Consider the following 12133-nt stretch of genomic DNA (forward strand, 5'->3'; position numbering starts at 1 on the left):
CGCCGGCATGCCGGCGCATGGTGGCAATCCTTTTCCCCGTTGATCGCCTGCGCATGCCAAGCCCGCTGCCTTTCCTGCAACTGGACGTTTTCTCCAGCCACCTGTTTGCGGGCAATCCGCTGGCCGTCGTGCTCGATGGTGCCGCGCTCGACGCCGGCACCATGCAGCAGATCGCACGCTGGACCAACCTGTCCGAAACCGCCTTCCTGCTGCCGCCCACCCAGCCGCAGGCGGACTATCGCGTGCGCATTTTCACCCCGCGGCAGGAGCTGCCGTTCGCCGGCCATCCCAGCGTGGGCAGCGCCTATGTGGCGATCGAATCGGGCCTGGTCGATGGCGCCAAGCGCGCGCTGATCCAGGAGTGCGCGGCGGGCCTGCTGCCGGTGCAGGTGATGGGACACGGCGCGGCGCGAAGCATCCACGTGCAGGCACCGCCGGCGCGGCTGAACGCGATTGACGAGGCGCTGTGCGCCCGCCTCGCCGCGGCGTTGCACGTCGACCTTGCGCCCCTCCAGGCCACTCATGCCGACAACGGCCCGCACTGGATCCTGTGCAACCTCGGGGAGGCGGCCAGCGTCCGCACCGCGCAGCCTGACATGCAGGCACTCGCCGCTGTCTGCCTGGCGCAGCAGGCGGTCGGCGTCGGTGTGTTCGGGCGCGAGTCCTCCGGCGAGGCGGCAATGGCCGTGCGCGCGTTCTGCCCGGCCGACGGCATCCCGGAAGACCCGGTCACCGGCAGCGCCAACGCCGCAATCATGGCGTGGCTGGCCGCGCGCGGCGATCGCGACGGCTACGGCCTGCGCTATCGCGCCAGCCAGGGCCGCGAGGTCGGCCGCGACGGCTACGTGGACGTGGCGCGCGATGAAGCCAGCGGCGCGATCACGATCGGCGGCCACTGCGTGATCGGCGTGCGCGGCGAGTTGCAGTTGCCGCCATTGCGTTGAAAGACCGGATGCGACGTGATGGCACCCTTCCCCCTGTGCAACAGGGGGAGGTTGGGAAGGGGTCGCTTTTGATGCCATGGCTAAAAGCGAACCCTCCCCAGCCCTCCCCTGCGACCGAAGGAAGTCCCTTTAGGGCGAGCAGGGGAGGGAGCAAGGCGCGGCTTGCCGCGCGCGTTGACGGCCGCCATGCTGGCCCACCCCTTTCGTGATCGATCGCATGTCCGCACCTTCCCCGCCCCGAACCTATGACCGCAGCCTGCGGCCCTGGGATGCCGCCCTGATCGTGGTCGGCGGCATCATCGGCGGCGGCATCTTCCTCAGCCCGGGCGTGGCGGCGCAGCGCACCGGGTCGGGGCTGGCGCTGCTGCTGGTCTGGGCCGGCGCGGGCGTGCTGACCCTGATCGGCGCGCTGTGCTACGCCGAGCTGGGTGCGCGTCGCCCGCATGCCGGCGGCACCTATGTGTACCTGCGCGAGGCGTTCGGGCCGCTGGCCGGCTTTCTGTTTGGCTGGACCATGCTGCTGGTGATCTACTCCGGCTCCAGCGCGGCGGTGGCCACGATCTTCGCCAGCTACACCGCGTCGCTGTTCGGGCTGCCGCCGACGTGGTCGCTGCCGTTGACGGTGGGCGCGCTGGTGTTCGTGGCCGGGCTGAACCTGTTCGGCCTGCGGCTCGGCGCGCAGGTACAGAACCTGTTTTCCATACTGAAACTGCTGGCGGTGGCGGCGCTGGTGGTGTGCGGGCTGTTCCTTGCCGGCGCCGGTCACAGCCATGTGCTGGCGGTCGACCCGGCACGCCACGGCGTGGGCTTTGTTGGCGCGGCGTTGCCGGTGCTGTTCGCCTATTCCGGCTTCACCTATCTCAACAATCTCGCCGGCGAGGTGCGCGATCCGCAACGCACGCTGCCGCGCGCGCTGACCCTGGGCATGGCGCTGGTGATCGTGGCCTACGTGCTGGTCAACGTGGCGTATCTCGCCGTGCTGGGACACGACGGGCTGGCCGCCAGCACGGCGCCGGCGGCCGACGTGATGCAGCGCGTGCTGGGGCCGGCGGGCGCGAAAGTGATCGCGCTGGGCGTGGCGATCTCCACCCTGGGCTTCTGCAACATCACCCTGGTGGCCGGTGCGCGCGTGCTGCAGGTGATGGGCGAGGATGGCCTGTTCTTCCGCGCGGTGGCGCGGCTGCATCCGCGCTACCGCACGCCCAACACGGCGCTGCTGCTGTTGTCCGGCTGGGCGATCGTGCTGGCGCTGTCGGGCAGCTACGGCCAGCTGCTGGATTACGCCACATTCGGCGACTGGCTGGCCTGCGCCGCGGGCGTGGCCACGCTGTTCTGGTATCGCCGCCGCGACGGCGCCACGGCCAGCTTCCGTGTGCCGTGCTATCCGTGGCTGCCGCTGCTGTTCATCGGCATCGTGGCGTGGGTGGTGGTGATGACCATGCGCGACAACCCGCGCAATGCCGGCATCGGTGCGCTGATCATGCTGGCCGGCGCACCGGTGTACGTGCTCTGGCGCCGGCTGTTCAGCCGCGCGGCACCCTGAATCGGGAGCGTGGATGTCACAATAGGGCGATACCCGCCAAGGAGACGATGGATGCCGCCCGCGCAAGATCAGGCCATGCCGACCCCGGACAGCAACATCGTGCCGGAGAAAGTCCGCGATGGCATCGACGTGGTCATCAACGGCGAACCTTTCCGTCATACCGGCGATCCGGCGATGCCGCTGCTGTGGTATCTGCGCGACGTGCTGCGCCTGACCGGCACCAAGTACGGCGGCGAGGCGCAAGCCGGCAACGGCGCCGACCTGGTGCTGGTCGACGGCAAGCCGCTGCCGGCCATCGGGCAGCCGATGCAGGCGCTGGCGGGCAAGCAAGTCACCACGGTCGAGGGCCTGGCCGCCAACGACGGCACCCTGCATCCCTTGCAGCAGGCCTTCATCGACGAGGACGCGATCGGCTGCGGCCATTGCACGCCGGGCTGGCTGATTTCCGGGGTGGCCCTGCTGGCGCGCACCGCGCAACCCTCCGACGACGACATCGACCAGTTGCCCAACCTGTGCCGCTGTGGCGCCCAGACGCGCGTGCGCCGCGCGATCAAGCGGGCGGCCGCGGGCAAGGCGGGCCAGGCATGAGCGGGCAGATCCGACTCTCGCGGCGACGCTTCCTGCAGGTACTCACCGGCACCGCCGGGGCCTTGATCGTGGGCATCCGCACGGCCGGGGCGGTCGACCTGCCGCCGGCACTGCTGGGCGGCACCTTCCAGGCGCTGGGGCCTTTCGTGCAGATCGACAGCGACGGCAACGTGCTGATCGGCGCGCGCGACCCGGACACCGGCACCGGCGTGGCCACGTCCCTGCCGCGCATCATCGCCGACGAACTGGACGCGGACTGGAACCGCGTCAGCGTGATCCCGCTGGGGCTGGGCGTGGAAAACGACCACGGCCAGCCGCGCTGGATCTACGGCCGCCAGCTCGGCGGCACCGGCGGTTCCATCCCCGCCGCCTGGCAGGAGCTGCGCCAGGTCGGCGCGCTGGCCCGCTGGCTGCTGCTGCAGGCCGCCGCGCGCCGGCTGGGCGTGCCGGCCAACCGCTTGCGCTGCGAGTCGGGCACGGTGATCGCGCCGGACGGACGCCGCGTCACCTACGGCAGCCTGGTCGAGGTGGCCGGCAAGATTCCGCTGAGCAAGAACGTGCCTCCCGTGAAGACACCGGCGCGCTACACCCTGATCGGTGCACCGGCCGGCGACGTGGATGCGCATGCCATCGTCACCGGCCAGGCCAGCTACGCCATCGACCATCACTACGGCGACGCGCTGGTGGCGGTGCTGGTGCATTGCCCCTGGCCCGACGGCACCCTGGCGCGCATCGACACGGCCGCGGCGCTGGCGGTCAAGGGCGTGGTCAAGGTGCTGCAGCTGCAGCCGGAGAAAGACCAGCCGCGCGGCGAAACGGTGATCGCACCGGCCGTGGCCGTGCTGGCGCAGGACACCTGGTCGGCCTTGCAGGGGCGCGACAAGCTGGAGCTGGAATGGAAACCCGGCGCCAGCGGCACGGAAAGCAGCTACGCCTTCGAACAGCAGGCGCAGGCGCGGCTGGACGGCGACGAGGCGCCCACCGCGCGCGTGCGCAACGACGGCGACGTCGATGCGGCCGGCAAGAAAGCCGCGCGCCGGCTGGAGGCCACCTACGTGCAACCGTGGCTGGCCCACGCCACCGCCGAACCGATGAACTGCCTGGTACGGCTGGACAAGGACCGCGCCAGCCTGGTCGTGCCCACCCAGGCGCCGCAGCGCGCCTGGGCCGTGGTGCAGCGGCTCACCGGCCTGGCCCCCGACCGCATCGACATCCGCGTGCCCCGCGTCGGCGGCGGCTACGGCCGCCGGCTCGATCACGACTACGTGGCCGAAGCGGTGATGCTGGCCAAGCTGGTCGACAAGCCCGTGCGCCTGTTGTGGACGCGCGAGCAGGATTTCGGCCACGACTTCTACCGCAGCGCCAGCGTGCACCGCATCAGCGCGATCGTGGACCGCAAGCGCAACCTCATCGGCTGGAACCAGCGCATGGCCAGCGCCTCGGCGCTGGTGCAGCGCGGCGTGCCGGACAACCGCCTGTGGACGTCCGAAACCCGCGTCGACCAGTTGCCCGCCGGCCTGGTGCCAAACTACCGCAGCGACTGGTACGCCCTGGACTCGGCGATACCACGCGGCCCGATGCGCGGCATGCCGCACCTCAGCAACGCGTTCGCGGTGGAAAGCTTTATCGACGAGATCGCGCACATGATGCGCGAGGACCCGCTGAAGACGCGCCTGCGCCTGCTCGGCGAACCGCGCACGCTGCCGCTGGCCGGCGGCGGCGCGCTCGACCTCGGCCGCCTCGTCAACGTGCTCAAGCTGGTTGCCGACCGCATCGAATGGAAAAACTGGCTGCGCAGCGTCAACGGCCTGGGCATCGCCTGCTGGCACATCGACGGCGCCTACGTGGCGCACGCAATCGAGGCGTCGATGCAGGGCGAGAAACTCACCATCGAGCGCGCCGTGTGCGCGGTCGACGTGGGCCGCGTGGTCAACCCGCTGGGCCTGCGCGGCCAGGTCGCCGGCGCCACGCTGGATGCGCTGTCCACCGCGCTGAACCTGGCAGTGACCTACAAGGACGGCCGCATCCAGCAACACGACTACAAGAGCTACCCGCTGGCCGGCATGGCGCAGCTGCCCAACGACGTGGAGGTGATCACCGTGGCCGGCGACCGCTCGCCCGCGGGCGCCAGCTTCCTGGCCATGCCCACCGCCGCCCCCGCGCTGGCCAACGCGGTCTTCCGCGCCAGCGCCGTGCGCGTGCGCCGGCTGCCGCTGATGAAGGAGCTGCTGCGGTTGCTTTAGGGCCGGGATTTGGGATTCGGGATTCGGGATTCGGGATTCGTGAAAGTCGCGCGGCGGCTTGGGAATGCCCAGCGCCAGCCAACGCCTGATCATTCCGTTTGTGCTCGTCATTCCTGCGAGGCGCTCTTCAACGGCCGAACGGCTGGTCAAGCAGGAAGCCAGCGCCTTGTGTTCAATACGCTGGATGACCAGCCTTCGGCTGTTGAAATGCGCTTCCAGCTTCAGCTGGGATGACGCGCAAATCCTGACCTTTCCTAGTGAAACTGATCGCTGGCCGGCACCCACGAGCTGGATGAGCGCGCGGGCAGCGCCGGCCTGGCGGCAGGGGCGAGCGCGCTTTCGCAGCCGGGCGGCAAGGGGCCACCGGCGACGCGGGCGGCGGCGCATTCGGCGTCGTTGGTGAACACCACGGCAGCCCGCTTCGGCGCGCTGGCCGCCGGCGCCGGCACGCTGGGGACGCCCGCCGCGGTCGAGGGCAGGTTGAGCCGGCGATAGACCTCCTGGCCGAGCGGCTTGGCCGGCGGATCGGGGTTGCCGCAACCGAGCAGCGCGATCGGCAGCAGCGGCGAGGCAGAGCATTCGACGCGGATGCCTTGCGGAAGGTTGAAGGTGTGCTTGACCGTGGTTTTCTCCACCGCGCGGCGCAGCGCCGTGTCGAGCGCGCTTTCGTTCTTCGGCGCCCAGTACTTGTCGAACGAGGTCGCCTTGTAGGTGATGCCGGCGGAGCGATGGCTCATGACGTCGGTGTTGCCGCGCGGTTTCAGCTGCACGTAGTCGCCCAGCTCGCCCTGCTTCTCGCCCTGCGCCGCACCGGCCTGCGCGGCGCCCTGCTCGCCGGCGCCGCGACTCTTGCCGCTGGCCGTTTCCTTGCTGCCTTGCGCCGGCACGGGCGCGGGCTGACCGGTGCCATCGGCCACCGTCTTGGCCACGCCCGCGGGCTGGCCCGGCGTGGCGGCGTCACTGCCCTGCGCGTTGGCGTCAGGCGCGGTGCTGACGTCGCGTCCGGCATCGGCCTGGCTGCTCGGGGCGCTGGCTTCCGCGCTGGCGGTGGACTCGCTGGCTTCGCGGGCGGCGGTTTCCGCGGCGCTGGTGTCCTTCGCGACGGCGGCCTCTGCAGCCGCCGCGGCAGCAGGCTCGACCGTGGCGGCCGGCTCGGGCGCGGGTTGTTCGCTGAGTTGCGGGCGGGCCAATGCCGGGCGCTCGACCGCCGCCATGGCCTTGCGCGTGTCCTGGATCTTCACCGCCGATGCTTCCGGCACCGCCACCGTGGGCCGCGCCAGCGTGGTCTGCGGCACCGCGTCGAGTTGCGCCTCGGCCGCTTCGATGGCGGGCGCCTCGATCCGCGGCGCCTCGCGTGCCACCACCGGCGTGGGCACGGTGAAGGTCGCCTCCAGGTTGACCTGCGGCGACGGTTGCGCGGGCAAGGGCACCGCCTGCATGTCCGGTACCGGCGGCGCGGCCGTCACGGTGGCGTGGATCGGCTGCACGCTCGGCGGCTCGCTGCTGCGCGGGACTTTCATGTCCAGCGCCACACTGGGCGCGGCGAGCGGTGGCGGCGCCTGCGCCGGCAGCGGCGGCAGGGCCAGCGAGGCCGGCGGCGGCATCGCCTCGGTGCCCTCGAGTTGCGGCTTGCGCACCGCCTCGGGCTGGAATTTCGGTGGCACCGGCGGCTGCAGCGATACCTCCGGCGGCGTCACGCTGGGCGGCTCGGCGGCCAGCGGGATCGGTTGCAGCTCCGGCGTGGGGGCGGGTGTGGGCAGGCTGATCGGCGGTGGCGGCGCGGCCGGCTTTTTCGCGGCCGGCGCGCGCACCGGCGCCGGCGTGCTGACCACCGCCGGCTCGGGCAAGGGCTTCGCTTCGCTGACGCGCGCCATCGACGGTGCCGCCGTGCTGGTGCCTGTGTGGTGCAGCGTCGGACGCGTCGCCGCCACGCGCGTGCGGGCGCGGTGTCGCGGACCGATTTCCTTCGGTGGCGTGCCGCGCACGGGCGGCGGCGGCGGTGGTTCGGGCGCGTCGATCAGGCGCACCCGCAGCGCCTTCGCGGTGGATTCCGGCGGCGGTTTCACCGGGTAGGCCGGACCAAGCACGAACACCAGCAGAAACACCACGTGCACCAGCAGCGTGCCGACCATGCCGGCGATGCGCCGGCCGGTTTCGCGCGGCTCGACGCGGGTGCGCTGGCGGTAGGCGATGGCGCGGCGGGCGGCCAGCGGCGAATCCATCAGCACCCGTGCCGGACGATCAGCTGCAGGGCCGGCTGAAGGGCCGGCAGGTTGGTCCGAAGGCGGCAAGGGCATGGCGGCAAGTGTAGCCGGGCGCGTCACGCCGGTGCGGCGGTCAATCGCCCCTGGCGGCGGCCGCCGCGCGATCGCGCTGTTCGGCATCCACCGCGCGGTTCGGGGTATCGGTGGGGCAGCCCCAGGGCAGCGGTTTGTTCGCCCGGTAGATGGCGATGCACGCCTCCACGCTGGGCGGTTTCGGCGCATGCGGATCGGGCGCCAGCGGCTTGGACGGCGCCATGCTGAGACGCTCGTCGCCATCCTTCGCCGAGGGCGGCGCCGGCGGATTGATGCAGTCGGGAATGGGCACGCCCACCACGGTCTTGCATTTCAGGTGGATGCCGCCGGGCAGGTCCACGTCGGTGTCCTTGACCACCGCATCCACGACATGCCGCAACGCGGCCCCACCCAGGGTTTCGTCGGGCGGCGGAAAATACTTGTCCAGCGAGGTGGCCTTGTACTTGATCGGATCGGCGTGCTGCATGATGCGGCGGTCGCCCTGCAAGGCGTGCGACACGTAGTCGGGCGGCGCGCTGCTGGCCGATGCGGCGGGCAGCAACGGCTGGCCGTCGCGGTCGTACAGGATCACCGGTTGGCGCGACGGTGGCGTGGCGGGCAGTGTCATCGTCATCACCCGCGTGGTCGCAGGTTTCGTGCGCGCCGGTGGCGAGCGCTGCGGCAGCGGCGGCATCACCGGTGGCGGCGGCGCGGCCGTTTCGATCGCCGCGCGCGGGATGAAACGCACCTGCAGCACCTGTTGCGATGCGGGCTCCACCACGCGTCCCGGCGGCCGCAACGCCTGCCACGCCAGCAGCGCCATCACCACGTGCAGCAGCGCCACCAGGCCCAGCAACCGGCGATTCCACGGCAGCACGCGCGGCGAAACGCGCCAGTGCCGCTGGCGCAGAAGCGCCAGCGTCGCGGCGTCCAGATCGTTCCAGTCGCCACCGTTTCCACCGGCCGGTGAACGCGATGGCGAGGTTGTCCGCTGCATGGAGGCGATAACGATGTCCCGGCTGCAAAGGGATGCCGGCAGCATGGCGAATCGTGCTTGAACCCGACCCTTCCCCGACCACCGCCAGCACGCGCCGGTTCCCGCGCCACGCTGTGCGCGGCATCGATTGACGCGACCGTCATAACCAAATGACGGAGAATAACTTCCGTTGGCTGAGCGTTTGGATATCGTTGTGCCAACGGCGCCCGAAGCGCTGGCACCGACGAGAATCCCCATGCACACCCGAAACCTGCTCGCCCTGAGCCTGCTCAGCCTTGCCCCCCATGCTTTCGCCGCCACCGACGCGTGGCCGACGCGGGCGCAATTCGGCGACGGCATCGAGCTCGGCGTGAAGGGCAATTTCCAGTACGACACCAACCAGTTCAGCGGTGACCGCTTCGACGACGCCACCACCTGGCGGCGCCAGGTGGTCACCCTTTACGGCGCAAAAAAAGGCGTTTTCAACGCCGACGTGGGCTACGACTTCCAGTCCAACGCATGGCAGGACGTGTTCCTGGGCGCCACCACCGGCATCGGCCAATTCCGGCTCGGCGAGTTCAAGACGCCGGTGGGCATGGAGGATGGCGCCACTTCGGCCAGCGCCACCACCTTCCTGGAAACCAGTCTCGCCGGCCAGGCCATCTACGAGGGGCGGCGGCTGGGCCTGGAGTGGAAATACACCGGGCTGTCGCGCTGGGCGTTCCAGCTGGCGTATTTCGGCCGCCACGACCTGAACGACGCGGCCAGCGGAAATACGGCAGCGGCGCGCGCCGTGTTCAATCCCGTCAATGAAGGCAACGAAGTCATTCACCTGGGGCTGTCCGCCTCACGCGAGGCGCGCGACGATCGCACGGCGCGCGTGCGCGCCCGTCCCGAGGTGAACCTCACCACGATCCGCCTGGTCGACACCGGCACTCTCACCGGTATCGACCGCATCGAGCGCGCCGGGCTGGAGGCAGCGTGGCTGCACGGCCCGTGGCTGGCGCAAGCCGAATACCTCACGCTCGACGCCCACCGCAACATCGGCAGCAACTACCGCAGCGACGGCTACTACGTGTCGGGAAGCTGGTTGCTGACCGGCGAATCCCGGCGCTATCGCAACAATGCCTTCGGCGATCCCACGCCCGCCCACGGCTGGGGCGCCCTGGAGTTTGCGCTGCGCTATTCCGCCGTGGACCTGGACGAGGGCGTCGTGCGCGGTGGCGAGCAGCACGACTGGACACTGGGCGTGAACTGGTACTTGCCCCGCGGTTTCAAGCTGCAAGCCAACTACATCCGCGCCTGGAGCGACCGACGCGGAGCAAGCGTGGACCCGGAAATCTTCGCGCTGCGGGCCCAGCTGGCGTTTTGAGAAAAACTGTCGGCGTCACCCTGTAGGAGCGACTTCAGTCGCGATGCTTTTTGTCGGTCGAGCAAAGGCAGGAGCAAGAGCTTTCGATCGCCTGCGGCGCTCGAGTTACTTTCTCTTGCGTGGCCAAAGAGAAAGTAACCAAAGAGGTCGCGATGCTTTTGGGTTTTGATGTTGGATCTAGAGCAAGAGCTTTCGATCGCCTATGGCGACCGAGTTACTTTCTCTTGCGTGGCCAAGAGAAAGTAACCAAAGAGAAGGCCACCCCGCTTCCGCGCTTTCCGGGCATCCTGCCCGGAAAGTTCGCGTGCGGGCTACGGGGTTTGTCGACAGGGCATCCTGCCCTGACGCCAAACTGGCTTGCATCCATGCAAGCCACCCTGCGGGCTTTTCCTTCGCCCGCCCGCCGCTGCAGAGGGGACCCGGGAAGAGCGCCGCGCCATCGTGGCGCGGACTCGGTACGCCGCGGCGTTGCCTCAGCGAGAGCGCGGCGGCATGTGGCTTTCGGTGTTTTCGTCTCGCCTCCGATCGCCCTGAGCGTAGCCCCGCAGCGGCGAAGTCGAAGGGTGCGGTTGGCGGAGGCCCTTCGACTTCGGCCTTCGGCCTACGCTCAGGGCGAACGGCTGAGGTGGGCGGCGCCTTTGCTTTTGCCTTTTGCTTTTGCCCTGGCTCCATCCCGAGTGCGGGCCAGGATGGCCCGCTGCTCTACCCGGGGCCCCTGCGCGGCGGTGAGGCGGGGTCGACAAGGCCGCGCAGCGGGCGTTGCCAGGGATGGCAACGCCTTTTCGCGCGGGCAGGAGCCCGCTCGAAAAGCCCGCCCCCGGCTCACGGACTTGCCGGGCAGGAAGCCCGGCAAGCGCCAAGCGGGGTGGCCTTCTCTTTGGTTACTTTCTCTTTGGCCACGCAAAGAGAAAGTAACTCGAGCGCCAACGGCGATCGAAAGCCTTTGACTTTGCTCGACCAACAAAAGCGTCGCGACTGAAGTCGCTCCTACAAGCGTCAAGGGCATCGCGCACGACCGGAGGAAGTCCCTATGTGGGGCAGGGTGCGCTGCTACAGCGCGGGCGATTGCTCTGTTTGCGAATCAGCCTGGGTGCAGTACGTGGCGTGCGGCCGCATCGGCCTCGCCTTGGGCATCGAGCGGGAACGCGGTGATCAGGCGTGGGCGCACGCCCAGCGATTGCCCTGGCTGCAGGCCGCGCTCGGCCACCTCAGCGCTGGACATGTCCGCCTCCAGCACCTGTCCCAGCGCAGGAACGTCCAGCTCCAGGTGCGCCAGGCCGCCGGCCAGGTAGACATGCCGTAACTGCGCGGCCCAATCACCGGGTGATGGCGTCGACGACACCAGCAGGTGTTCCGGGCGCACGTAGCCGATGGCGCTGCCGACGGCGTTGCCCGGCCAGGGGTCGGTACCAAGCGGCCGTTGCCCGCCGCTCAGCACGCCGTTCGCGCGCTGCAGCGGAATCCTGTTGGTCCTGCCGATGAACTCGCACACGAACGGCGTGGCCGGCTGCTGGTAGATCGCCTCCGGCGTGCCGATCTGCTCGATGCGGCCGCGGTTCATCACCGCCACGCGGTCGGCCAGTTCCAGCGCCTCCTCCTGGTCGTGGGTGACGAACACGCTGGTCAAGCCCAGCTCCTCGTGCAGGTTGCGCAGCCAGCGGCGCAACGCCACGCGCACCTGGGCGTCGAGCGCGCCGAACGGCTCGTCCAGCAGCAAAAGATCCGGCTCGACCGCCAGCGCGCGCGCCAGTGCCACGCGTTGGCGCTGGCCGCCCGAAAGCTGGCTGGTATAGCGCCGCGCCATGTCTTCCAGCTGCACGCGCTCGAGCAGCCGCTGCACCCGCTCGTTGATCTCGGCGCGACCGGGGCGCGATTTGCGCGGGCGGATGCGCAGGCCGAACGCCACGTTCTCGCTCACCGTGAGGTGGCGAAACAGCGCGTAATGCTGGAACACCAGGCCCACCTTGCGCTCGCGCGCGTCGACCGCCAGCAGGTCGCGTTCGTTCTGCCGCACGCTGCCGCTGTCGGGGTAATCCAGCCCCGCCAGGATGCGCAGCAAGGTGGTCTTGCCCGAGCCGGACGGGCCCAGAAGCGCCAGGAATTCACCCGGTTCGATGCGCAGGCTGACGTCGTCCAGCGCGGCAAAGCCGCCGTAGCGGCGATGGAGATGGGACAGTTCCAGAGTCATGCG

Annotated in this window: 8 protein-coding genes; 5 read left to right on the plus strand and 3 right to left on the minus strand. The window is 70.0% G+C overall.

Annotated features, from left to right (window positions below; genetic code table 11):
* The first annotated feature begins 53 nt into the window (after window positions 1–53).
* The 4 genes from ABD017_RS09195 to ABD017_RS09210 all read left to right on the plus strand — a co-directional run bounded on the left by ABD017_RS09195 (window position 54) and on the right by ABD017_RS09210 (window position 5318).
* Entirely contained in the window at window positions 54–944 is an 891-nt protein-coding gene (locus ABD017_RS09195; protein ID WP_343882438.1) for a PhzF family phenazine biosynthesis protein, read from the plus strand.
* A gap of 217 nt (window positions 945–1161) precedes the next feature.
* A complete protein-coding gene (locus ABD017_RS09200) occupies window positions 1162–2487 on the plus strand; it encodes an APC family permease (RefSeq protein WP_343882440.1) in 1326 nt (441 codons plus the stop codon).
* A gap of 51 nt (window positions 2488–2538) precedes the next feature.
* Complete coding sequence (locus ABD017_RS09205) at window positions 2539–3075, plus strand: (2Fe-2S)-binding protein (RefSeq protein WP_343882442.1); 537 nt, start codon at window positions 2539–2541, stop codon at window positions 3073–3075.
* Window positions 3072–5318 carry a xanthine dehydrogenase family protein molybdopterin-binding subunit gene (locus ABD017_RS09210; protein WP_343882444.1) on the plus strand — a complete coding sequence of 749 codons (2247 nt, stop codon included), beginning with the start codon at window positions 3072–3074 and terminating at the stop codon, window positions 5316–5318. Before ABD017_RS09205 ends, ABD017_RS09210 begins: the two co-directional genes overlap by 4 nt.
* A 254-nt stretch (window positions 5319–5572) precedes the next feature.
* Here ABD017_RS09210 and ABD017_RS09215 read toward each other — a convergent pair whose 3' ends face one another.
* A complete protein-coding gene (locus ABD017_RS09215; RefSeq protein WP_343882446.1) occupies window positions 5573–7540 on the minus strand; it encodes a hypothetical protein in 1968 nt (655 codons plus the stop codon).
* Between the two features lie 115 nt (window positions 7541–7655).
* The gene (locus tag ABD017_RS09220; RefSeq protein ID WP_343882448.1) at window positions 7656–8591 is read right to left on the minus strand and encodes a hypothetical protein; all 936 of its coding nucleotides are present in this window, start codon (window positions 8589–8591) and stop codon (window positions 7656–7658) included.
* Between the two features lie 235 nt (window positions 8592–8826).
* Here ABD017_RS09220 and ABD017_RS09225 point away from each other — a divergent pair, with 235 nt between their 5' ends.
* A complete protein-coding gene (locus tag ABD017_RS09225; RefSeq protein ID WP_343882450.1) occupies window positions 8827–9942 on the plus strand; it encodes an OprO/OprP family phosphate-selective porin in 1116 nt (371 codons plus the stop codon).
* Window positions 9943–11023: 1081 nt separating this feature from the next.
* On the opposite strand, the gene ABD017_RS09230 is transcribed toward ABD017_RS09225, so the two are convergent.
* Complete coding sequence (locus ABD017_RS09230) at window positions 11024–12130, minus strand: sulfate/molybdate ABC transporter ATP-binding protein (RefSeq protein WP_343882451.1); 1107 nt, start codon at window positions 12128–12130, stop codon at window positions 11024–11026.
* Between the last annotated feature and the right edge of the window lie 3 nt (window positions 12131–12133).

This window comes from Rhodanobacter caeni (assembly GCF_039523575.1).
Lineage (GTDB): Bacteria > Pseudomonadota > Gammaproteobacteria > Xanthomonadales > Rhodanobacteraceae > Rhodanobacter > Rhodanobacter caeni.

What these genes read in the sequence shown, in the direction of transcription:
- ABD017_RS09230 (WP_343882451.1), bottom strand. Translation starts at nt 12,130, where the DNA reads ATGACTCTGGAACTGTCCCATCTCCATCGCCGCTACGGCGGCTTTGCC.
- ABD017_RS09195 (WP_343882438.1), top strand. Translation starts at nt 54, where the DNA reads ATGCCAAGCCCGCTGCCTTTCCTGCAACTGGACGTTTTCTCCAGCCAC.
- ABD017_RS09220 (WP_343882448.1), bottom strand. Translation starts at nt 8,591, where the DNA reads ATGCAGCGGACAACCTCGCCATCGCGTTCACCGGCCGGTGGAAACGGT.
- ABD017_RS09205 (WP_343882442.1), top strand. Translation starts at nt 2,539, where the DNA reads ATGCCGCCCGCGCAAGATCAGGCCATGCCGACCCCGGACAGCAACATC.
- ABD017_RS09215 (WP_343882446.1), bottom strand. Translation starts at nt 7,540, where the DNA reads ATGGATTCGCCGCTGGCCGCCCGCCGCGCCATCGCCTACCGCCAGCGC.
- ABD017_RS09200 (WP_343882440.1), top strand. Translation starts at nt 1,162, where the DNA reads ATGTCCGCACCTTCCCCGCCCCGAACCTATGACCGCAGCCTGCGGCCC.
- ABD017_RS09225 (WP_343882450.1), top strand. Translation starts at nt 8,827, where the DNA reads ATGCACACCCGAAACCTGCTCGCCCTGAGCCTGCTCAGCCTTGCCCCC.
- ABD017_RS09210 (WP_343882444.1), top strand. Translation starts at nt 3,072, where the DNA reads ATGAGCGGGCAGATCCGACTCTCGCGGCGACGCTTCCTGCAGGTACTC.